Genomic DNA, 25733 nt, shown 5'->3' on the forward strand with positions numbered 1-25733 from the left:
CTTTTGGATAAACAGTTTTTGTAGCATTAAACCCTTCTAACAACTGTTGTTTTTCTGATGCTCTAAGAAATGATAATTCTGATATATTTTGATCAGGATGCTGTATACTTTGGACTAAAAGCGATTCTAAATGAATACATAAATTTTCTATAAAATCTAACTCATAAATGTCCGTATTATACTCTAAGTGCAATGATACTTGCCCCGCTTGTTCAGAAAAAATAAAACTTAGATCAAACTGACTCGATTTTCTGTATTGATCTTTATAAGGAGTTACATCTAACCCTTCTATACCGACAGATTTTGATGATAATATATCTTGTTGATTTTGTAATACTACCACCACATCAAATAGTGAAGATCGACTAGTATCTCGATGTAAATCCAACTCATCTACAAGGCGATCTAAGGAATATTTTTGGTGAGAATAAGCATCTAACAAGGTGCGTTTTTGTACAGCAATTAAATTCTTAAAACTAATTGTAGAGTCAAAACTTGTTCTAATTGCCAACGTATTTAGATACAATCCTATTTGATGCTCTAATTCGGAATGTTCTCTACCTGCTATTGGCGTACCAATTATAAAATCATCACCCCCTGTATATCTGGAAAACAAACCATTAATCCCCGACATTAATGTCATAAATAAACTTACGCCTTGACCCTCTGAAAAATTTTGTAAATCTTGACTTGTTCCTTCCGAAAAACTATAATCAAAACTATCTCCATTATACGTTTTTATCTTAGGACGCGGTTTATACGTTGGAAGCTCTAATACTGGTACTTCTCCTTTAAAATTTTCTAACCAATAATCTCTAGAAGCTTCTAATTCTTTCTCCTGTTCTTCACTGCACAACCAATCTGAATAATCTTTATATTGAATTGGTAATTCCGGTAAGTTAATGTCTCTATCATGTATCAAGCTATCATAGATTAACATCAATTCTTTACTTAATACCTCCATGGACCAACCATCACTTATAATATGATGCATATTAAACAATAGTAGATGTTCATTAGTAGACACTTTGATCAACCCTAGTTTTAATAATGGGCCTGTCTCTAAATTAAAATGATATTCATAATTATTCTCTATAATAGTAGATAACTCAGAAGATGCATCCGAAACCTCGCTGACATCATATAAATCAATATCTATACTGATAGCTCCTTTTGGCAAAATATATTGACGTACTTCTTCTAGATCATCTCCTTTAAAAACTGTACGTAAACTTTCATGACGTTCAATAACTGCCTGAAAAGCTTTTTTTAGTTGTGCTAAATCTAAGACTCCTTCTAGTTTTAAAACACTAGGAATATTATATGCAATACTACCTTCTTTATATTGACTCAACACCCATAACCTGCGTTGGGATGGAGTCAACACATAGTTTTCTTGCTCTTGTACCTTTGGGATATTAATATATGTACTTTCTTTTATTTGTGATGTAATCCCCTCAATTGTAGGGCTCAAGAACAAATCTCGCACGGATAGAGATAATCCTAAGGTTTTTTTAATCTTGTTTATAAGAATAGTAGCTTTTAGACTATGCCCCCCTAGCTCAAAGAAATTATCAGTGACTCCAATTGTTTTTACATCTAATATTTCTTGCCATATCAAAACTAATTGTCTCTCCAACGCATTACTGGGTGCTTTATATTCATTTCTAATAATATCTTCTCCTGCTACCTCGGGTAATGCTTTTGTATTGATCTTTCCATTAGAAGTCAGTGGAAATTCATCTAATACAACATAATAGCTAGGAATCATATAATCAGGAAGTACTTTATGGAGGCTTGTCCTTAACCATTTTCTATCCATTTTATCCTCATCTGCCATTATATAGGCCACTAAAACAATGCTCTCTGCTACCTCTTTTGCTAGAACAACTACATGTTCTGCATCAATTCTTGATAAAATAGTATTCTCTATCTCACCTAGTTCTATTCGATACCCTCTTATTTTAACTTGGTTATCTTTTCTGCCAATAAACTCTAGTGTTCCATCCGCTAACCATCGTCCCAAATCACCTGTTTTATATAACTTCGTTTTGGGTATAAAAGGATGATTTACAAACCTCTCTGCAGTCAATTCCGCACGATTTAAATATCCTCTGGATAATCCTTTTCCTGAAATACATATCTCTCCTATAACTCCTATTGGTTGTAACTCCAGACTATCCGATAAAATATATACTTGCGCATTATCTATAGGAGTACCAATTGGTATAACTCCATTCTCAAGATGCTTTTGGGTGACTTTACATAATGTAGCGCTAATTGTTGCTTCTGTAGGCCCATATTTATTGTAAAAATCTGAGATGTTATTCATCTTTTCTGCTAAATCTTTAGAACAAAATTCTCCTCCTGAAACAATTCTTCTTAATGCTGTACAGGAATTAAGATCTAGCATTTGATGCAAATAACTTGGTGTAGCATGTAGATGCGTGATTGCATACTTTTTCAATACTTTAGTTAATAAAAAAGGATCTCTGATATCCTCTTTAGAAACGATTACTAGCGCTGCTCCATTTAATAATGTTAAAAATAACTGCTCTACTGAAGCATCAAAAGATGGATTAGAAAACTGAAGTACACGTTCAGTACTATCAAAACTAAACTTCTTTGTTTGATTAAGAATATAGTTCCCCAAACTACCGTGTTCTACCATCACTCCTTTTGGTTTACCCGTAGAGCCAGATGTATAAATTACATATGCTAGATTATTAGGTTTAATAGCTACTTTCGGTAATAATTTAGAAAACGATACTTTTTCTTCAAAAGTCTGCAGTAACTGTTCATCTATTGTTATTTTACAATTAGAATCTTGTTTTATATACGTTATTCGTTGTTGTGGATATTCAGGATCAATAGGTACATAAGCCGCTCCAGCTTTAAGAACTGCTAATATCGATATTACTAACCATTCGCTTCGTTGCAGTTTTATTGCCACTAAATCTTCCGCCTCCAAATCATAATGACTTAACAAATAATGAGCGAGCTGGTTAGATTTCGTATCCAATTCTTTATAGGTAAGCTCATTATCATTAAAAACAACCGCTACCTCATCTGGTGTTTTCTCTACCTGAGCTATAAATAAATTTACTATACTTTCCTCCTCTATGGATTCAGTTTTTGTAGTATTAAAACTATTCAAAAGAAGATCTTTTTCTGGGATAGAAATGTAATCCAAAGTGTGCAACGACTGGCTAGGTTTTGTTACCAAGTTGTCAAGAATATTTAGATACATGGACAACATTCTTTCCATGGTAACAGCCTCAAAAATGTCAGAATTATATTCCCATTCTATAGAAATTCTTCTATCTATATCGTTAGTAAAAGAATCTGCTTGCTCATAAACGGTATTTACAACAACACTAATGTCGAATTTAGAAAACTCATTATGTCCTTTTACTATTTCAATTTCGGCGTCTAATAACGACATGTTTTTAATAGGCACATTCACAAAACTAAACATGTGCTGAAATAAAGGATGCTGATTTAAATTTCTCTTTGGATTTAGCCGTTCTACGATTTTCGAAAAAGGTGTACTCTCATAGGAATAAGCGTTTAGGCAGGTTTCTTTTACTTCATTAAGCACTTCGACTAAAGACTGATTTGTATTCAAAATAGTTCTTAATGGAATGGTATTAACAATCATCCCTAAAACTTCCTCAAATTCTTTATGATGTCGATTAGAAACTGCCGTTCCGACGCAAATATCATTATGATTACTAAACTTACTCAATACTATTTTAAAAGCAGTAATCATTGTTATAAACAAAGACACTTTTTGTTCTTCAGAAAATTGCCTTAATTGTTCAGAAAACTCTAACGAACAGATATGTTCTATTGTACCACCTTTAGTTGTTGAAGATAATGGTCTTTTATTATCTAAAGGAAGTACCAGGTCATTAGAAAAACCATCAAATTTATGTTCCCAAAAATCTAATTGTTCATTGATAACCTCTTCATTAAGGCTTTCTTTTTCCCAATAAGCATAGTCTTTAAAAGCTATTTCAGGTTGTTTAATATCAAAATCAGGATTCTTTTTTAATTCATTGTAGATATCTACAAAATCTCTAAATAAGATACCTTGAGTCCATCCATCTAGAATCAAGTGATGTTCACAAAATATAAGAACACTTTCTTCTTCGGAAAATCTCACTAATTCTACTCTAAAAAGTGGACCTTTTTCTATTTCAAAAGAAGTGCTTTCTATTCTTTCTAGACTATCAAGAATTATTTCTTCTTTCTTTTTTTGTCCAGTTGTTTTATAATTTACTACCGGAATACTGAAAATATATGGAGATAAAATTTTCTGATATGGTTCTCCATCTACATCAATAAAAACTGTTCTTAATATTTCATGTTTTTCAATAAGCTTCGTGAATGTTTTTTCTAATATCGGAATATCTATTACTCCATTTAGCTTTATTGCTCTGGATACATGATATGAATTATCTTCGTTATCTAATTGATTTAGAAACCACAATCTGTCTTGAGCATATGATAATGGGTATAACTCTTGATACGGAGTTATTATTTTTTCGATTTCTTTTTTATCTAAAGAAGGTACTAGACTTCCTATTTCCTTAATCGTAGGAGATTTATAAAAGTCCTTTAGTGATAACTCTATACCCTTTTTATCTCTTAAACTACTAATGAACTGATTGGCCAATAATGAGTGACCTCCTAACTCAAAAAAGCTAACATTCACATCTACCTCGTCCAGTTTTAGTAATTCTTTCCAAATTGCAGCGATTTCCTTCTCTTCATTTGTAGTAGGCAACTGAACCGTTTCTGTAATATCAGAGATCTTTGGACTCGGTAATTTCTTGACATCTATTTTACCATTCGTTAATAATGGAATAGCATCTATAACCACAAAGTGAGTTGGAATCATATATTCAGGTAAAAATTCTCTTAACCCAACTGCCAGTGATGAAATGTTTACAAAAGATTGGTTTGCTACAAGATATGCTATCATAATCGGCATTCCTTTAAACTCATCTATACAAACGTAACTATCCAAAACGTAAACATTAACCGCCTGAATGGCCTGTTCAATTTCTTCGGTTTCTATGCGATATCCTCGATAACTTAATTGATTATCTTTTCTGCCATAAAAAATCAAATTATCATTATCATCCCATTTCCCTAAATCTCCCGTTTTATATATTCGTTCTCCCTGAATATTAACAAAAGCTTTTTCAGTTAAATCTTCTTGATTTAAATAAGCTATTGCTAACCCAAGGCCTGAAAGTCCTATTTCTCCCACTGCTCCTTTAGGTAACAAATTTTTATTGTCTAAAATGTATACATTTCTATTGGTAATTGGCTTTCCAATAGACATTAAAGAATTAGCATTCTCAATTTTATGATAGGTAGCACAAACCGTGCTTTCTGTAGGTCCATATGTATTATATACATCGTACTTTTCTATCAAATTATTAACGTGATGCGGTTTTAGAACATCTCCTCCACTAATCAACGTTTTTATACTTAATTCATAATTCGCATCATTTTCATTTAAAAACTGCAATACAAAAGGATTTGTGCTTAATAAAGTAATATTAAATTCTTCGCACTCTTTAATCAGTTTATTAAAATCCTTGGTGTCATTTGCAATTATTAAATTACCTCCAACCGAAAGTATAGGAAATATTTCCTCTATAGAAGTATCAAAAGAAAGTGACGCTTGCTGCAACACATTATCTTCACAATCAAGTTCAAAATACGCTACAAATGTTGCTATATAATCATACAAAGATTCATGACTTATCATTACTCCTTTCGGAACACCGGTAGATCCTGAAGTATATATGATATATGCAAGGTCTTCTTTTGATATTTTGACCGATTTAAAATCGTTAGATGTTTGTTTTTCTTCTAAAACCTCATCGATATTGTATTCTTTTTCATGAAAAGTTCCATTAGAAAAGGAATCCACTAAAACGAATGCTATTTCACTATCATTCATGATATATTCTTTCCGTTCATCTGGATAACTATTATCTATTGGAACATATACCCCTCCCATTTTTAATATCGCTAAAATGCAAGCAATACTTTTCTCGGACCTAGACAACATAACCCCTATCCTATCCCCTTTCTTCAACCCCTCATTTTGGAGGTATCCTGCTATTATAGTTGCTTGAGTATTTAGCGTGGCATAGTTTAGGTTTTTTGCTCCAAACGTTACCGCGGTATCTTCTCCTTGTTCCCTAAAAATAGTAGCCCAAAGATCTAAGAATGTCTCATCAGCACGTTCAACTATACTTCCTCTAGAGATCTCATTTACCTCAGATAGTTGTATTGGATCCGCTATTTTAATTTCTGAAACAGGTTCATTTATATATTCTCCTAAATGCACCAATACATTCTTAAATGAACGTATCAATTCGTTTGCTTCCGATCTAGGTACGTATTTTTCGTTAATATCAAATCTAAATTTCAATATTCCTCCTGCATGCTCGAAAATGTGTATCGAAATTGGGTCATCTTCACTATCATTAGCAATAGGATGAATTGTAGATATATTTCCTGCAAAATCACTATTATACTGAAGTCTTTCGTATGACAATCTTACATCGTATAAATGATTAATATCATTTGGTAATTCTTTTATAATATCTGCCTGTTGAAATCCTTGATGCCTGTAACATGAAAATAATTCCTTTTTGATACTCTGAATAAAACTTAAAAGATCCCTCTCCTTATTTAAAGCTAATTGTAATGGCAAAACACTTATAAAAGGACCAAAAGTTTTCTTTTGTGTAGCATTCTTTCTATTTAGAATCGGCATTCCTAAGCTAATCTCACTCTTTCGATAATATTTTGATAGTACCAGAGAACAAACTGCTAGAAGTACATGAAAAATACTTAACCTTTCTTGTTTTGTTATTTCCCATAATTTTTGATTTTCTATATCCGATAATTCAGTTTCCAGGTGATAATGGCCCTCTCCTCTGCTACTTTCTTTATAAATCAATGAAGGAAGTTCCCGATATCTATTCATCCAGAATTTCTTATCTTCAATAAAATTATCAGACATTCTATATGCATTTTCAGAAAGAATATAATTCTCATACAGCGTGGTATGACTTTCTATATCTGCATATGTATAACCATCTTCGAGTAACAATTGCTCATAAATTCTATTGACCTCATTAAATAACAATTGAAAAGAAAATCCATCTGAGATGATATGGTGCAATTTTGAATACCAAATTGTACAATCTGACGAAACATTTATTAACCACATTTTATAAAGCGGTTTTTCTTCTTCAAATAGAAATGCTTCAGAAAAATCCCTTTCTATCTTTTTTATTGCTTTCTCCTTACTTGACTCCTTAAAGCATTTTAAAAACTCGGAATGATCATGTGCCAGAACATCGTACATCGGTATTCCTTGATCTTCCTTAAAAATAAAAGAAAACACATCATTTTCTTTAACTAATATGCTAAATGCTTTATTGAATAGCTCGAAATCAATCTCCCCTTGAATTACTACATACCCTCCTATATTATACTTAGGAGATTCAGGAGTCATCATTTGGTCTAACCAAACGTTTTTCTGTATATTAGAAAGTGTATTTTTCATCAGACTGCTTTTGATATTTTTGATAAATAGTTTGAAGGCACCGTAGCTGTAATTCCCTGATTTATGGAATCTAACCGTACTATAATCTTATTTTCATTATTGATATTAATTACTTCGCATTCAATACCCGCTAAAGAACCATATTGGATAAGCATCACTTCACCTTCTTCATATGACTCATTATCGACTTTTATATCTTTAACACCATTAGCATCCACTAAGAACTTTATTTTGTTTATTTCTTCATCTTTTACTATTCCATACTCAGATCCGAAACGAATAAAAGAACAAGCACCTTCAACAGATAATGTTTTATGGAAATCCATAGATGTTTTTATGTTCACAAAGACATATGAGGAAAATAAAGGGATTTCCAATTTCTTTTGTCGATCACTCCATTTTCTTATAGTTGTTACTATAGGGAGAAAGGATTCTAGTCCATTTTCCTTTAGCAATTCATCAACTTTTCTTTCGTAACGTGATCTTACATAAAGTACGTACCAACCTGTTTTAAGAAGCTTACCCATGATTAATGTTTTAATAAGGATGAAAAAATGTTTGTGTGTAATCTATATATTTATAAGAATAAAAAAGAAGGTTTTAAAAAAAGCCCATAGCTTCGCTTCCTTGACTCACATCCAGTATATTCTGTAAAAATTTATGTATTGAAGGGTTAGTTTCTGCTTTTCTAAATATCTATAAGAATATCACAAAAAGCTTTCGCTAATATTTGATACAAACATAAAGTAAAACACAACCTCAAAACAAGTCATTAGAGTCCGTTTTCAGGAATAACTGGCTTTAATTCACGGAATCGCGAACAAAAAACAACAACGCAAAACACTTATTATCAATGATTTAAAAAAAATAGATCAATTTCACACTTAGAAAACACTTTATACCCTTGTTCACCCAAAACACAATGAATTTATTCCTTTAATTGCTCTATTATCCTAATATTTTTTATTAGTCAATAACACTATTTTTAGAAATAAACTATAATAATTAGGGTAGAAAGGATCGAGTTTGCATTGAAAATCAAACTTCTTTTCTTAATCATATGTTAAAGATCATCCATCTTACAACTGAAAAACCGTAATATCAGAGGATGATGAAAAGAAAAAATTATATTTGTTACTATATCACACAATGTAATTTTATTATACAGTATTTAGCTTGAAACCAAAAAACCCATATACCTTCTTCAATAAATTTTGTTTAAGAGTACCTCTCTTACCTTTAGATTTTTATTTTGATTTGACAAAAAATGAAGAGATTTCAATAGAAATGTTTAGAAAAATCTGGACAAATGATATTGTTAAAGAGGCTATATTTTTAGGATCTCCTGAGCTTTTTATTGCTATTAACAAATGGTTTGAGGGAGAGATCATTGATCCAAAAAAAGTAGATAGATTAAAAATTTCTTTACTTAAATATCTATCCCGGATGTCATCTAGATGCACCCCTTTTGGATTGTTTGCAGGATGTAGCATAGGAGAATTCGGTGAATCAACTGCTATTGAACTGAAACCTAACCACAAACATCATAGACAAACCCGTTTTGACATGAATTTTCTAGTTGCTTTTTCGCAAAAACTAGCTAGAATTGACTATATCCAAAAACAACTTCTTTGGTTTCCTAATAATAGTATATATAGAATAGGAGAACAATATAGATATGTAGAATACATTTATAATAAAAAAAATAGAAGAGAACATTCTATAGAAGCAGTAACACATACACCATATTTGGAAAGTATCCTTGAACACGCTAAATCAGGAAAAAAAATTGAAGAACTTACTTCTTTATTAGTAAATGATCATATATCGATTCAAGATGCCGAAGAATTTATTGAACTCTTGATTCAGAATCAAATTATAGTAAGTGAAATAGAACCCTCCGTAACAGGACAAGATTTTTTAATTCAGTTATCAAATAATTTAAAAAAAATTAAAAATACCGAATCCATAATCAATCAAATTGATCAATACCAAAAAAATTTAGATCAAATTGATGAAAAAATAGGAAATAAAACTCAAGTTTATTTGGATTTAAGTAAGTCTGTAGAAAAAACAAATACACCCTTCGAGTTAAAGTATCTATTCCAAGCGGATTTATATACTGAAGCAATCAAAAACCAACTAGATATTCGTTTTGGGTATCAAATAAAAAGGGCAATGGTAATTTTAAACAAGATGAGTTTACCTTCCCAAAACAGTACTTTACAACAATTTAAAGATGCATTTAAAAGAAGATACGAGACACGTGAAATTCCTTTATCCACAGTATTGGATACAGAAATTGGTATTGGATATCGCCAAGATACCCAAGCAGTAGATTCTAATCCTTTTTTAGATGGCTTACAGGTTCCTCATAAACGCAGCTTAAAACAAAATTTACAGTGGGATCCCATAAAAGATATTCTAAATAACAAATTACAACAAGCTAATTCTGAGAACCTATATACAATACAATTGTTCGATAAGGATTTTGAAAACTTGGATATCAACTGGACAGATCTTCCTGATTCCATATCTACAATGACAGAAGTTTTCACATTAGATAATCAAGAAAAAATAGCATTATCTAGCATAGGAGGAGCATCTGCTGCGGCTCTTCTGGGTCGTTTCTCAACCGGTAATCAAACGATTTTTGAACATGTTCAACATGTCGCAACTATTGAGGAGCAAATGCATCCTGAGAAACTTATTGCTGAAATAATTCACTTACCAGAATCTCGTACTGGAAACGTAATTCGTAGGGCTGTAATACGAAAGTATGAAATTCCATATTTAGGAAAATCTAGCCTTCCTATTGAGCAACAACTTCCTATACAAGATCTTATGCTCTCAATTAAAAATAATACTTTGGTTTTACGTTCCAAGAAACATAACAAAACGGTTCTTCCAAGATTGACCAACGCACACAATTATGGTAGACAAAACTCTTTACCTATTTACCATTTTTTATGTGACATGCAAAAACAGAATATGCGAGGAGGTATCGCTTTTAATTGGGGTGAAACACTTGAAAAAAATAAGTTTTTACCCAGAGTAGAATACAAGAATTTTATCTTCTCAAAAGCACGTTGGCGTATCTCAAAAATAGATGTTGCTCCGTTTCTGGATGATATAAAAACCAAAAATAATTACCTTATTAAGGTAACAAAATGGAGAAAAAAACTACTAATACCTGAGTATGTTCAGCTTATTGATAAAGATAATACGCTACTGATCAATTTTGAAAATAAAGAATCTATCCTTATGTGGTTAAATACTATAAAAAACAGAGAAGAATTTTTATTAGAAGAATTTTTATTCATAGAAGACAGTCCTGTAAAACAGGGAAGTAATAAATACTCTAATCAATGTGTATTCTCATTTTACAATGAAACAAAAGTAAATCAGATACCTAAAAAAGATACCGTATTAGATTCTAGTAAATTATCAAAGATAGCAGTAAAGGCGTAATCCTCTTAAAGTGCAAGTAAAAAGAACCTTTATACCTGGAGAAGAATGGTTGTATTACAAAATATATTGTGGTGCCAGAACCTCGGATAGTATTCTAATCAATACCATCTATCCATTAATGAAATTATTAATCAAAAAAAGAATGATTGATCTATGGTTCTTTATTAGATATCATGATCCGGATGCTCATATAAAACTTAGACTTCATGTCACCGACATTAGAAACATTGCAGATATTATGCAGTCATTTAGTAGTACAATGCAATCATATGTTACTGATGATATTATTTATAAAATTCAATTAGATACTTATTATCGTGAGTTAGAACGTTATGGTGCAAATACTATTCATATTTCGGAAGAATTGTTTTACCATGAAAGTAATATGTTATTAGAAAGTAAAACTCTAATTGAGGACGAAAATTTGTATTTCTTATTTATTATGAAGACAATTGATCAATTCCTTAACAGTTGTAATTATGAAATGCAAGAAAAACTAAGTTTTGCAGTTAATAAAAGAGATGCATTCAAAATAGAGTTTAATGCCGATAAGACTCTTAACAAACAATTAGATCAAAAATACCGAAAGATTAAAAATGATCTTTCAAACTTTTTAAAATCAACTTATTCTCAGAATGAATTTAATGTTTTGGATAAAATAATAAATACAAAAGAAAAAGTGACTATAAAACTAATACAAGAGATTATAAATCATAACAAAGAAGGTAGTCTCGAAGTGCGATTTGATTATTTAATAGGAAGTCATATCCATATGTTAGTCAATAGAGCTTTTCGATCTAGACAAAGGTTTTATGAGCTTGTTATTTATGATTTATTTTGCAAATATTATAAATCTGATTATATAAAAAACTCATTATCTATAAATTCATAATTTAAAAAAGTTATGAAGTGCATCTTAACCAAAAAACCAAATATTAACTCCCTAATAATAGGAGAGAAATTTGATAACAAACCCTACATCAAACTATCTGAAAAAAATCAGGTTAGCAGAGATAAAATTATCAGTATATGAAAAACAGGCTACTTGTTACATTTTTGATTTCATCATTTTGTTTTTTGGGAATAACAAACGCTCAAGAGGCTGTTGATCAAGATACACTATTCCAAAAAACATACGAAGAACTACTAGAGAGTTTTGAGTATTACAAAAGTGATACTATACATTCAAAAGTTTTCGCATTAACGTATTTGCAAAAAGCCAAACAAGAAAGAGATATAATAAGACAAGCTGATGGATATTACATGTTATCAGAAATCACGGAGCAATCAAAAGCTCTAGCATATGGAGATAGCATTATTATGTTAACCAAAAACATCAAAGATTTTAACTATCCGGCAAAAGGACATTTACTTAAAGCTAGAATTTATGGAGGAAAAAGTCAATTCAAAAAAGCAATGGATGAATTGGTTTTATCTAATAAATATGCAAATGAAAATGAAAATATAGATCAACAATACAAGACAAAATATTTTATAGCTTTGCTTAAAGAAGATCTAGGCAAATCTTTAGAATCTTTAGAATCCTTAAAATCCATTGTTAATTATTACGGAAAACAGTTTAAAGATGATCACACTTATGAATATGACTATATTAAATCTTTATTCGCATTAGGAAGTTCTTTTAACAAAAATAAAATATACGATTCTGCATATACGACTAACAATAAAGCCATTAATCTCTCATTAAAATCTAAAGACAGTACATTGTATGGCCGTTTACTATTGTCTTCAGGTAGAACCCATTATTATAAGGATGAATATACATCCAGTCTTGACAGCATTCTTAAATTTAAAAAAATTTCTAAAAACAAACCTCAAAGCATTGGTACCTCGATACGTGCAGACTTATTTCTTGGTAAAATATATGCTAAACAAAAAAATCAAAAGGCTTCCTTAATTCATTTACAAAAAATGGATTCTCTAGCCTATGCAAAGAATTATTATTTCCCGACTATTCGATCAGGCTATGAACTGCTAATCAAAACATATGAAGAGAAAGAGGACATAAATAAACAATTGCTCTATATTAATAAGCTCCTGTACGTAGATAGTATTTTAGACACTAACTACAAACAAGTATATGTCAAGATAAATGATGATTACACTACCCCGAATCTTATTCTAGAAAAAGAACATATCATAAATTCTCTTCAAAAAAACAATAAAAACACAATTATTACAGTAGGTATCTTATTACTGTTGATCATATCTCTGATCCTAATTTTAGTTAGAAATGTTAAAAAACGAAAAGTATTTCAACAACGGTTTCTTGATTTGTATGAACAAAATAGTCACTCTGAACAAGAAAAAACTGATCCAGTTACAAATCAAATAAGTGAAACGCCAGTTATTTTAAACAAAAATGATACAATAGATATAGGTATTTCAGAAATTATAATTAATGATATTTTAAAACATCTTAATACTTTTGAAAAAAATAAAGATTTTATTAAAACTAACATTACCATTAATGCCTTATCAAAAGAGTTCAAGACAAACTCCAAATACTTATCTAAAATAATCAATACATATAAAGGAAAAAGTTTTAGTAATTACATCAATGAACTCCGTATAGATTTTGTCGTTGAAAAGTTAAAATCTGATTCTAAATTCAGAAAATATACGATTAAAGCAATTGCTAATGACATAGGTTTTAATACAACTGATGCTTTTTCTAGGTCATTTCATAAAAAAACTGGAATTTTTCCCTCATTTTTCTTAAAACAACTAGAGAAAAAACAAAATGAGGAAGAAAAAATAATTACTTAATATAAAGAATGAATTAGGTTAGTAAAAGCGATTTTTCTCAAAAAAAATCTTGGAATTCTAAAAATTATTATCTCAGTTTATTAGATAAATAAGATTACTTTATATGTCAACATTAAATAATTAATTTTAAAAAATTTCAACACTAAAAAGGTCAACAAATTTAAAGATATAAACAAACTTTCCCTGAACTAACCAAAATTATTAAAATGGAAGTAATTTTAAGTGAGAATCCTCTCAAAGCGCATAATTATGTATAGATTCATTATAAACGTATCTTCACCATTTTAAGAAAAGTTCTACTTCCATTTACTTTCATCCATTTCTATTTATAAATATTAGATTATTTTTTATGTTATCAGCGCACATCAATTAACGATTTAAATATCCTAGAATCTATACATATAAAACCCATACTCATTTTTCGTAATCTAGTAAGAATTTTTAATAAATACTTTATTTTTTCATTTTTAAAAATAAAATTCGATACTTAACTCAAAAAACGTCTTATTAAAGTGATTACAAATATTATATAAACTTCAATATTTCGATTTTTTTCTTAGTTAATTTTACAAAAAAAGAAACTCTCCTGTTACTTTTCATATAAAAACTAGAATAAATAAAAATAAAGAGTAAAAAATAACGATTTAGGTATTAAATACATAAAAAACTAAAAAACAACCACTTAACTCTTTAATTTTCTTCAACGAAGACTCCGAATTCTTGAAATCCGGACACCGAATTCCTGAAATCAAGTTGCTACTCCTTTTTTTATAATGCAATAGCCTAACGTATCTCATACATTTGCTACATCATTAAATCATAAAACAATAAAATTTAAAACTCTACAACATGAAAAAAATGCAGAACTCAGAGAACGTAAACAAGCTTACTTTAGACAAATTTAAAATCGCTAAGCTTGATAATTTAATTAGTATTAAAGGAGGAGCATTATTAAATTTAGACGAGAATGATTCTGAAGATGATACTTGGGGAAGCTAAAAAGAAAAAAAAGTATTTATTATCGTATAAAGGGAAGCAGAACTTCCCTTTATACTAATTTTTTTTATATGAAAATTAAGTTATTTATTATATGCGTTTTACTTATGAGTTGTCAAACTAAAAAAGATATACTACCTGAAAAAATTGTGGTAGATAAATATCATGGACAACTTATTGAAGATCCTTACCGATATTTAGAAAATTTGGAAGATCCCAAAGTAAAACAATGGATTGATCAACAAAACGATGTCTCAAATAATTTTCTACAAACTATAAATAAAAGACAAGAATTAGTTAATAAACAGATACAATTCGATAATAAAAAATCATTCACCATTTCTAAACTTAAGGTTACAAAAAATAACAAATATTTTTATTTAAAAAGGTCATCAAAAGATAATATTCCCAAACTATACTATAGAGAGTCGTATGAAGCTCCAGAAATAATGTTATATAACCCTAAGGATTACAAATCAAATGTCGACTCCGAATTTGTTATAAACTATATTGCACCCAATTGGGATGGAACTAAAATTGTTATTAGTCTAACCAAAATGGGTAAGGAAATTTCTGACCTAATTATTTATGACATACTTTCCAAGACTATCAGCCCTGAGATCATAAGTAATGTATGGCCTACAAGCTCTGGAGGAATACATTGGTTGCCAGATAACTCTGGATTTATGTATTTACAATACATAAACTCAGATCCAAAATCTAAACAATTTTCATTAAACACAAAATCTGTAATTTATAAACTTGGAGCTGATCCAAAACAATTAAAAGAACTATTTTCCAAGAGTCATAATCCAAAATTATATCTTAAAGAACAAGAAACACCAATTATATCATTCAATGATAAAAGTAATAAATACATTATTGGAAAAGTAAGGGGAAATAAAAGTTACTACGATGCTTATTCTTTAAAAATAAGCGAATTGGATGGCAAAAATTGGAAAACTCTCTTTAAAACATCTGACAAGATTAAAAGTTATATAGTTAAAGGAGACTCTTTAATTTACATAACTTCTAAAAATGCTCCTAATTTCAAAATATGTAGTACCTCTATACTTAATCCCGATTTCGAAAACCCTAAAACATTAGTAAAAGAAAAAAGAGATTTAGTTATTACAGATTTTAGTTTTACTAGTGAAGGACTATATTTCGTAACTAGTAAAAATGGTATAAAAGCTAGTTTATTCAAGCTTGAAAATAATTCTCAAAAAGAGATAACCTTACCAAAGATTTACGGCAATATAAGCCTGAATTCAAGAGGATTAGATTATCCTGAACTTTGGATTAATGCTAGTGGTTGGACCACAGATAATAAACGATTTGAATATTTTAACGAACGACTGGTAGATAAAGACATAAATACAGCATTAGAAGATCAGCGATTCAAAGACATAATTGTCGAAGAAATTGAAGTAACAGCTCACGATGGAGAAAAGATTCCTCTTTCATTATTTTATAATAAAAATATAAATAAAAAAGGAAAAAACAGAGTCCTGATGGATGGTTATGGAGCTTATGGAAGATCAATGAAACCATCTTTTCAAATTAGAAGATTATTATGGGTGCTGGAAGGCGGAGTTTATGCTGTAGCACATGTAAGAGGAGGAGGAGAAAAAGGAGATGCCTGGCATAAAGGAGGTAAAAAACTAACAAAACCTAATACTTGGAAAGATTTTATAGCTTGCGCAGAATATTTAATTCATAATGATATTACAACTAAAAACAAATTAGCAATATGGAGTGGTAGCGCAGGAGGAATAATGATTGGAAGAGCGATCACAGAGCGTCCTGATTTATTTAAAGCAGGAATTATAGAATTTGGAATGTTAAATACTCTTAGGTCGGAAAATAGAGCAAACGGGGCAAAAAACATAAAAGAATATGGTACAATAAAAGATCCGGAAGAATTCAAAGCTTTATTAGAAATGGATGCATATCACAATTTAAAACAAGGTGAAAAATACCCTGCCACTTTATTAACTGCTGGTCTAAATGATCCTAGAGTACCTGCTTGGTTTTCTATTAAATTTGCTGCCCGTATACAAGCTTTTAACGCAGGTAACACCGATAACCTTTTGCTTATAGATAAAAAAGCAGGGCATGGAAAAGACGATACTAAAACTAAAGAATTTGAAAGATTTGCCAATATCATTTCTTTCGCTCTTTGGCAAACTGGACATCCAAATTATCAACCAAAATAAAACAACATAACTACCTACATTATTTATTAACTGTAATACGACATAATTATGGGTAAAACTATCTTTTTTAAATCACAAATAAGCATAAAAAAATCCATTCAAAATTGAATGGATTTTTTTGGTGGGCAATGAGGGATTCGAACCCCCGACCCCCTCGGTGTAAACGAGGTGCTCTGAACCAACTGAGCTAATTGCCCTTTTATGTTTCACAACCCTTATTCGTGATTGCGGATGCAAATATAACACAGTTTTACAGTCTACCAAAAGAATTTGAAAGAAAAATTAAATTATTTCTCCAACTACGAATGTACTACCTCCAACATAGATCAAATCCTTATTGCTAGCCTCCTGTAAAGCAGTCTTATAAGCCAACAACACAGAATTATAAGCTTTTCCTTTCAAATTAAAATTTAACGCTTCTTCCTGTAATATTTTCGCTTTTAATCCTCTTCCTATATCAGGTTTTGCAAAATAATAAATCGCGTTTACAGGAAATAAAGGTAAAACACTTTGTAAATCTTTATCGTTAACCACACCTAGAACTATATGCAAAGTATCATATTTTTCCTCTGACAACTGTTTCATTACATAAGTTAAGCCATCTTCATTATGTGCAGTATCACATATAACTTTTGGTTTTTCTCCTAATATTTGCCACCTACCTAATAGACTTGTGTTTTTTACAACATTTGCAAACCCATTCTCCATACTCTCATTACTAATACTCCATCCTTTTTCTTTTAGAACAAGAATCGTTTGCAATACGGTTTTCATATTTTCGTCCTGATACCTGCCTTTTAGATCCGTACTAAAAACCACACCTTGGTAATCAAAAGCAAAATAGATATCACTATGGTGCTCTAAAGCCTTTTCTTCAAATACGCTCTTCGTCTCTTCAGTTGTTCTACCTACAACAATAGGCACATTGTTTTTAATAATTCCTGCCTTTTCTCTTGCAATTTCTCTTAATGTATTTCCTAAAAACTGCGTATGATCTAATCCTATATTAGTAATAACAGAAACCTCTGGTATAATAATATTTGTAGAATCCAACCTACCTCCTAAACCGACTTCGATTATTGCGATATCTACATTGGATTCAGAAAAATATTGAAAAGCCAAGCCAACGGTCATTTCAAAGAATGATAATTGATTTGCTTCAAAATACGACCTATGCTTTGAAACAAAATTCACTACATACTCTTTGCTTATAACTTTTCCATTAACACGAATTCGTTCTCTAAAATCTTTAAGGTGCGGTGAAGTATACAAACCGACTTTATATCCTGATTCTTGTAAAACAGAAGCAAGCATATGACTAGTCGATCCTTTTCCATTAGTTCCAGCTACGTGGACACTCCTGAATTTATTTTCAGGATTTTTAAGATAAGTTACTAAATTAACTGTATTTGTTAAATCAATTTTATATGCGCTTGCACCCTGACGCTGATACATTGGTAACTGTGCAAACATCCACTCTAAAGTTACTTGATAGTCGATATTAAATTCTTTAATTATTGATTTATAAAATTTGTTCCATTTTTAAAGTTAAAAAAAGAACTTATCATTTATATGAAGAAAAGTTTAAAATTATCAATATAAATGTAGTTACTCACCTAACCCAAAAGTCACTTCTACGAAACCAATTTGCTTGACTGGAGCTTTTGGATCAGCTTTCCACTTAAAAGTAAGCGCTGTCTTCTTAGCAGGGTCTAGAAGACACTTAGCACTATTTGTAGTACCCTTAACTCCAGGAATAGCCTGAACAACTTTGCCTGATCTGTTAACGATAATTTTCACTACCACTCGTCCAGCTTCATTACACTCTTGTACTACTTTAGAATTTGTAGGTCTTCCTCTCCCGTTAAGACCATATCCAACGCCTCCTGTACCTCCGGGACCTGGTTGTCCATAATAACTAGTAGCATAAGGATTCCCATTAGGATTACCTTTATCTCCAGGTTTTCCGTCATCTCCTTCTCCTCCTTTAGCTTTGCCATCACTCTTAGGGCCATTAGAAAAGCTATCTAATATATCCAAAGTCGATTTATCCGGTTTAGGGTCCGGTTTCTTTTCCTCTACTTTTTCTACTGGCTTTTCTTCAACTTTTTTTTCTGCTGGCTTATTTTTTGGTTTTTCTTTCGGTTTCTCTACCTTTTTTTGAGGTTCTTTTTTTGGTTTTTCCTCTACTACAGGAGCATCATCAATATCCTGGGTAACCACTTCTTCGGTAATCTCAGGAGTTTCAGGTTCCGGTTCGGGAACATCCGAAGCAGATTCTGGAGTTGTTTGTTTTGGAGATGATTGTATTGCCTCAGTCGGCTGAATATCTCCTGATCCAGTTAGTGTTGTTCCAAAATTAACAGCGATACCGCCTTCAGGGTCTGGATCTAACTGGCTTAATCCTAGATAAAACAATAAAAAGATAATAGCCACATGTAATATTATGGTTATTATAAAAGACTTTTTTTTATGTTTTGTATCTAGTTTCAACATAAATTATTCTGGTTTTACAGCTAAGATTACTTTAAATTTATTTCTATTTGCTATATCCATTACTCCAACAGCTTTTTCAATAGGAACTCCTTCCTCAGCTCTTAGTATAATAGTAGGCTCATTTTTACCTGACAACTTAGTTAACAAAGTAGATTCTAATCTACTCTGACTCACTCGTTCATTATCTACATAGTACTGTAACTTATTAGTAATACTAACTGATATATTTTGAACGTTAGAACTCTTACCTTTAGCCTTTGGTAATATTAAATCAAGCGCTTCAGGCGTAATTGTTGGAGATGTTAGTAAAAAGAACACCAGCAACAAAAACACAATATCTGTCATAGACGACATACTGAATTCTGGACTGACTTTATTTCTTCCTCTTAAATTCATATTAAGCAGGTTCGTTTAATAAATCAAGGAAATCCACTGTAGTTGCCTCCATTTGATGAATAACCTTATCTGTTCTTACAACTAAATGATTATATCCTATGTAAGCAACAATACCAACTACTAATCCAGCAACTGTAGTCGTCATCGCGGTATAAATACCTTCTGCCAACGATCCCATGTCTGCACTTCCTGAACTTGATGCCAAATTATGAAATGCTAAAATCATACCAATTACAGTACCTAGAAATCCTATCATCGGAGCAGCACCAGCAACCGTAGCTAAAATACTTACGTTTTTCTCCAATTTATAAACTTCTAGTCGACCTGCGTTTTCTATTGCTTTATTAATATCTTCTAAAGGATTTCCTATTCTTGAAATTCCTTTTTCGGTTAACCTAGCAACAGGATTATTAGTCTGCGCACATAAAATTTTTGCAGCTTCAATTTTACCACTTGCAACATTATCTCTAATTTGATGCATAAAACTTTCATCATATTTAGATGCTGCTTTAATTGCAAAAATTCTTTCGAAATAAATATAAACTGCTACAAATAACAAAACAAAAAGTATAGCTATAATAACTACTCCTCCTGTTCCTCCACTAAGCAATAAATCGATAATGGACAATGTTTTTTCTTCTGCTTCCGGATCAATTTCTTTGGTATTTTGGGCAAACATACCAAGCATCAATAAATGGGTCATATTTGTTCTTGTTAATTTAGTGTTAGTATACTAACGTTATTTCTATAGGTTAAGTATATTTTTAATGATTGTTATAATACATAAATTATTCCTAAAAGACCTACACCACCAAGTATGATAGTATATGGTAATGCCATTTTAACCATTCTTCCATAAGACAAACCAATAAGTGGAGCTAAAGAAGAAGTAAGTAAGAATAAGAACGCCGCTTGACCATTAGGTGTTGCAACACTAGGTAAATTTGTTCCTGTATTTATAGCAATAGCTAATTTTTCGAATTGTTCTCTTGTTATAACACCATTATCAAATGCTTGTTTTACCTCTCCGATATATACAGTAGCAACAAATACATTATCACTAATCATGGATAGCAATCCGTTAGCCACATAGAACATAGAAGGTTGTTTAGATGGATCCAGAGATAATGCCCAATCAATTATAGGCGAAAAAAGATGTTGATCATGAATCATAGCTACGATAACGAAGAAAACTACCAACAATCCTGTAAACGGAAGCGCCTCTTCAAAAGCTTTTCCTAATTGATGTTCTTCTGTAATTCCCATAAAGGCAGTTTGTATAATTATCAATGCCAAACCAATAAATCCTACAGGTGCTAAATGCAATGCTAAACCAATAATAAGAAGTATAGCCGACACTCCTTGTACTATTAATCCATATTTTGCCTTATCTGATCTATTTGCATCTTCTTGATCAGTATAATTCTCAATAATTCTTCTTGCCACTTCTGGTAACTTAGCTCCAAATCCAAACGAGGCAGTTAACTCTAGAACTACGGTAGTTAATAATCCTGCTGCTAATACCGGTAATGTGATAGGAGCCATTTTAATGAAGAATTCTATAAAATCCCATCCCATTCTTTCTCCTATTAACAGATTTTGAGGTTCTCCTACCAAAGTACATACTCCTCCTAAAGCAGTTCCCACTACACCATGCATAACTAAACTCCTTAAAAAACTTCTAAACTCTTCCAATGTTTCACCGCTAAGTTCTTTTCGATCCAGTGATCCATCCTGATCAAAATCAGAAGCGGGCATAGAATGAATTTTATGATACACTCCATAAAAACCAACAGCAACACTAATTAACACCGCCGTAACGGTTAATGCATCCAGAAAAGCTGAAAGTACTGCTGCTAGAAAAACAAACAGCATGGACAATATCATTTTTGATTTTATTTTAGTAAATACTTTACTAAAGATGTACATTAATAATGGCTTCATAAAATAAATTCCAGCCACCATAAATACCAAAAGTAATACTACTTCTAAATTCTGATCCACTTCGTGATAGGCATTCTTTGGAGTAGTAAGGTTAAGTGCTAAAATTTCTATTGCTAATAGTCCTCCTGACTGCAAGGGATAACATTTTAATGCCATCGCCAATGTAAAAATGAATTCTGCAATAAATATCCAAGACGTAATTGTCTTACCGAGGAAAAAAAACGAAAACACATTAAAGATTAGAAATCCTATCATTACGGTTTTAAACCATTTAGGACTATTACCTAGAAAATATTTAAACATAGTATATGTAATTAATTTGTATAATAATTAAACTAACTGTTTGAAAGCAATCTCAAACGCTGTTCTACTTATATTCTTATTAGAATTATTTTTATCAAATATTCTTTGTATCGCATCTCTTATTGTTAGAGATGTATCATTGAAAATTGCTTCATCTGTCATCAAAACTCTTCTCTCCATGAAATAAGCAAATACCCTTACCATTCCACAATTAGAAATAAAATCAGGAATTAAGCTTACTTGCTCATCCGTGTACTCCATAATAGAACCAAAAAATATTTCTTTATCTGCAAAAGGTACATTTGCTCCACAAGAAATCACTTCCAAACCAGAATTTATCATTTGCGTAATCTGATCTTTTGTAATTAATCTAGATGCAGCACAAGGAGCAAAAATTTCCGTTTGCAAAGACCATATTTTATTATTTAATTCTTCAAAAGGAATTAGTGTTTCACTATATAATTTATTTCCTTTTTTATTAAGATAAAGTTCTTTTATTTCTTCAAAAGAAAAACCATCTTCATTTATTAATCCACCAGCATGATCAATAATTCCAACAACTTTAGCTCCCATTTCTGAAAGATAATATGCCGCTGCAGACCCTACATTTCCAAAACCTTGTACAACCGCCTTTTTACCTTTTACAGTACCACTATAAATATCATAATAGTGTCTTACTGCTTCCGCTACTCCATATCCAGTAATCATATCGGCTACCGTATATTTTCTTGACACATCAGGAGAAAAAGTTGTGTTCTCCAAAACTTTAATAACTCCTTGGCGTAATTGTCCAATTCTATTTATCTTATCAGCTTCTGTTGGTTGAAAATGCCCGTTAAAAACTCCTTCTTGTGGATGCCATACTCCACAGTTCTCAGTTATAGGTATTACTTCGTGGATCTCATCAACATTTAAGTCCCCTCCTGTTCCATAATAACTCTTAAGTAATGGAGAAACTGCTTTATACCATCTCTCTAAAACTCCCTTTTTTCTTGGATCAGTTGGATCAAAATTAATACCTGATTTAGCTCCTCCTATTTCTGGGCCTGAAACTGTAAACTTAACCTCCATGGTTTTTGCCAAAGAAAGAACCTCATTCATATCCAATCCTAATCTCATTCGTGTTCCACCACCAGCGGCTCCTCCTCTTAATGAATTAATAACTGTCCATCCTTCAGCTTCCGTTTCAGAATCTTTCCAGTTAAAAACTATTTCAGGGGCTTTATTTTCGTATTTTTTTAATAATTCTTTCATTTTTTAAAACTTCAATTTATACAAATGCACTTTGACTAAAGATTTTATCTTTCCTAACTTCTAATTAAATAATCCCTCCATTACGGAGTTAGTGCTGTCTCATAAAAAGTTTTTAAATAAATTGAATAATTATCACCCAAAAGTGACTTCACAAATATAAAAAACTAAATAGGGAGAAACCTTAAATTAAAAAAAATAATAAGCCAAAATTATTTCTTGTCTTAACAGACAAATATTCCAAGAAAAATAAGACATCTAAAATGAAAAACACTATTAAATATCAATCTCTAAAAGAAATTACCAAAAAATGAAAAAAACATCAAAACTTGTGTATTATAACTTATATTTGTAGAATTAATAAAAATATCGAGTTTATCTCGATTTATTTTCATCAAAAAGTTGAATTCGCGTGTTATGCACGCACAGTAAATAAGGATCAAATATGGACTTTAAATTATCCGAAGAACAATTAATGATACGCGATGCTGCTCGTGATTTTGCTAAAGCAGAGTTATTACCAGGAGTCATTGAAAGAGACAACAAGCAAGAATTCCCTACTGAACAAGTCAAAAAAATGGGAGAGCTTGGGTTTTTAGGAATGATGGCATCACCGGAATATGGTGGTGGCGGTATGGATACACTTTCATATGTACTCGTAATGGAAGAGCTATCCAAAATAGATGCATCTTGCTCTGTAATCGTATCTGTTAATAATTCTTTGGTATGCTGGGGACTTGATACTTATGGCACTCCAGAGCAAAAAGAAAAATATCTTAGTAAACTAACTACTGGACAATCAATAGGAGCTTTCTGTTTATCAGAACCTGAAGCTGGAAGTGATGCTACTTCACAAAAAACAACAGCAATTGATAAAGGAGACCATTATATTTTAAATGGAACTAAAAATTGGATTACTAATGGAGGTACTTCTGATTATTACCTAGTCATTGCTCAAACCGATAAAGAAAAGAAACATAGAGGTATCAATGCCTTCATTGTTGAAAAAGGATGGGAAGGTTTTGAAATTGGTCCAAAAGAAGACAAATTAGGTATTAGAGGTAGTGATACGCATTCCCTTATATTTAATGACGTAAAAGTCCCTAAAGAAAATCGAATCGGTGAAGATGGATTCGGATTCAAATTTGCCATGAAAACTTTAGCTGGTGGTCGTATTGGTATTGCTGCGCAGGCTTTAGGTATTGCTCAAGGAGCTTATGAATTGGCAAAAGAATATTCTAAAGTTCGTAAAGCCTTTGGTACAGAAATCATGAACCATCAGGCAATTGCATTTAAGCTTGCAGATATGCATGTTCAAATCGAATCTGCCAGAATGCTAGTATATAAAGCTGCTATGGACAAAGACAATCATGAAAACTATGATTTATCTGGCGCAATGGCAAAATTAGCAGCATCTCAGGCTGCAATGGATGTTACTGTTGAAGCTGTACAGGTTCATGGTGGTAATGGTTTTGTAAAAGAATACCACGTAGAACGTTTAATGAGAGATGCAAAAATCACTCAAATATATGAAGGTACCAGTGAAATACAGAAAATTGTAATTTCCAGAAGTATTCTTAGAGATTAATTAGTTAAAATTCTCTATTTAAAAAGCCCAAATTATTAAAACAATTTGGGCTTTTTAAATATTATAATTCTCTACCTCCTTCAATTACATTCTTCAAACGAATTTAGATTATACATCTCCTGTTAGAATTACCCTTAATACCTATAAAGTATTTTTATTAAATAATATTATAATAATAAAATAATACATCCACCTGGTATATTCCTTTAGACAAATAAAACATCATTAAGGAAAATACATCGAGAATCTTAACCATATACACAGTAATAGGTACACATAAAGCAACATTAATACCTAATATTAATATAAATTATATTCATTTTCTATTAATTGTATTTTTAGTATTTGGATTTTGAGTATAAAAAAAACCCTTCAATTTAGTATTGAAGGGTTTTCAAGGAAGGCGGCGACCTACTCTCCCACGATTGTAGTACCATTGGCGCTAACGGGCTTAACTTCTCTGTTCGGAATGGTAAGAGGTGAGCCCCGATGCTATAACCACCTTAAGCTGTTGGTTGATTCTTAATGATAAGAGATCAACTAATATTGTTGACATATTGATTTAAATAATAAAATACGATCTAAAAAAGTAACTAAAAAGAAGCTATCAAAGCAATTCTCCGTCCTGCTAATTGCTTAGCAGGACGTGCGCATAAGCCTATGGGTTATTAGT

The 25733-nt window shown here is 31.1% G+C and carries 13 protein-coding genes, 1 tRNA gene, 1 rRNA gene and 1 pseudogene; 6 read left to right on the plus strand and 10 right to left on the minus strand.

Annotated elements, in window-relative coordinates; translation table 11 throughout:
• Positions 1 to 49: 49 nt before the first annotated feature.
• Positions 50 to 7606, minus strand: a pseudogene (locus H526_RS32620) (amino acid adenylation domain-containing protein); the annotation flags it as partial.
• On the minus strand, positions 7606 to 8133 hold the full coding sequence (locus H526_RS0108895; protein ID WP_027392685.1) for a UpxY family transcription antiterminator: 528 nt from the start codon (positions 8131 to 8133) through the stop codon (positions 7606 to 7608). The pseudogene H526_RS32620 and the gene H526_RS0108895, both read right to left, overlap by 1 nt.
• Positions 8134 to 8893: 760 nt before the next feature.
• On the opposite strand from H526_RS0108895, the gene H526_RS28720 reads away from it, so the two are divergent.
• From H526_RS28720 to H526_RS0108920, 5 genes are all read left to right on the plus strand, one after another.
• Positions 8894 to 11077, plus strand: a complete 2184-nt coding sequence (locus H526_RS28720) for a lantibiotic dehydratase family protein (RefSeq protein ID WP_155839641.1) — start codon at positions 8894 to 8896, stop codon at positions 11075 to 11077.
• 10 nt (positions 11078 to 11087) lie between these two features.
• Positions 11088 to 11969 carry a thiopeptide-type bacteriocin biosynthesis protein gene (locus H526_RS0108905; RefSeq protein ID WP_027392686.1) on the plus strand — a complete coding sequence of 294 codons (882 nt, stop codon included), beginning with the start codon at positions 11088 to 11090 and terminating at the stop codon, positions 11967 to 11969.
• A gap of 137 nt (positions 11970 to 12106) precedes the next feature.
• A complete protein-coding gene (locus tag H526_RS0108910; protein WP_035084962.1) occupies positions 12107 to 13867 on the plus strand; it encodes a helix-turn-helix domain-containing protein in 1761 nt (586 codons plus the stop codon).
• Positions 13868 to 14716: 849 nt separating this feature from the next.
• Positions 14717 to 14866, plus strand: a complete 150-nt coding sequence (locus H526_RS31720) for a hypothetical protein (protein ID WP_155839642.1) — start codon at positions 14717 to 14719, stop codon at positions 14864 to 14866.
• 68 nt (positions 14867 to 14934) lie between these two features.
• Complete coding sequence (locus tag H526_RS0108920) at positions 14935 to 17082, plus strand: prolyl oligopeptidase family serine peptidase (protein ID WP_027392688.1); 2148 nt, start codon at positions 14935 to 14937, stop codon at positions 17080 to 17082.
• 119 nt (positions 17083 to 17201) lie between these two features.
• On the opposite strand, the gene H526_RS0108925 is transcribed toward H526_RS0108920, so the two are convergent.
• From H526_RS0108925 to H526_RS0108955, 7 genes are all read right to left on the minus strand, one after another.
• Positions 17202 to 17279, minus strand: a tRNA-Val gene (locus H526_RS0108925).
• Positions 17280 to 17364: 85 nt separating this feature from the next.
• Entirely contained in the window at positions 17365 to 18582 is a 1218-nt protein-coding gene (locus H526_RS0108930; RefSeq protein ID WP_027392689.1) for a bifunctional folylpolyglutamate synthase/dihydrofolate synthase, read from the minus strand.
• Positions 18583 to 18690: 108 nt separating this feature from the next.
• Positions 18691 to 19578, minus strand: coding sequence for a hypothetical protein (locus tag H526_RS0108935; RefSeq protein ID WP_027392690.1), 888 nt, complete (start codon positions 19576 to 19578; stop codon positions 18691 to 18693).
• Positions 19579 to 19581: 3 nt separating this feature from the next.
• On the minus strand, positions 19582 to 19974 hold the full coding sequence (locus H526_RS0108940; RefSeq protein WP_027392691.1) for an ExbD/TolR family protein: 393 nt from the start codon (positions 19972 to 19974) through the stop codon (positions 19582 to 19584).
• A 1-nt stretch (position 19975) separates the two neighbouring features.
• On the minus strand, positions 19976 to 20662 hold the full coding sequence (locus H526_RS0108945) for a MotA/TolQ/ExbB proton channel family protein (protein WP_027392692.1): 687 nt from the start codon (positions 20660 to 20662) through the stop codon (positions 19976 to 19978).
• 86 nt (positions 20663 to 20748) lie between these two features.
• On the minus strand, positions 20749 to 22221 hold the full coding sequence (nhaB, locus tag H526_RS0108950) for a sodium/proton antiporter NhaB (RefSeq protein WP_027392693.1): 1473 nt from the start codon (positions 22219 to 22221) through the stop codon (positions 20749 to 20751).
• A gap of 27 nt (positions 22222 to 22248) precedes the next feature.
• Positions 22249 to 23475: a Glu/Leu/Phe/Val dehydrogenase dimerization domain-containing protein gene (locus H526_RS0108955; protein ID WP_027392694.1), complete on the minus strand. Its 1227-nt coding sequence runs from the start codon at positions 23473 to 23475 to the stop codon at positions 22249 to 22251.
• A gap of 442 nt (positions 23476 to 23917) precedes the next feature.
• On the opposite strand from H526_RS0108955, the gene H526_RS0108960 reads away from it, so the two are divergent.
• On the plus strand, positions 23918 to 25060 hold the full coding sequence (locus H526_RS0108960; protein WP_027392695.1) for an acyl-CoA dehydrogenase: 1143 nt from the start codon (positions 23918 to 23920) through the stop codon (positions 25058 to 25060).
• Positions 25061 to 25458: 398 nt separating this feature from the next.
• Here H526_RS0108960 and rrf read toward each other — a convergent pair.
• Positions 25459 to 25566, minus strand: a 5S ribosomal RNA gene (rrf, locus tag H526_RS0108965).
• Positions 25567 to 25733 lie beyond the last annotated feature (167 nt).

The sequence above is a fragment of the Aquimarina latercula DSM 2041 genome (assembly GCF_000430645.1).
GTDB classification, from domain to species: domain Bacteria; phylum Bacteroidota; class Bacteroidia; order Flavobacteriales; family Flavobacteriaceae; genus Aquimarina; species Aquimarina latercula.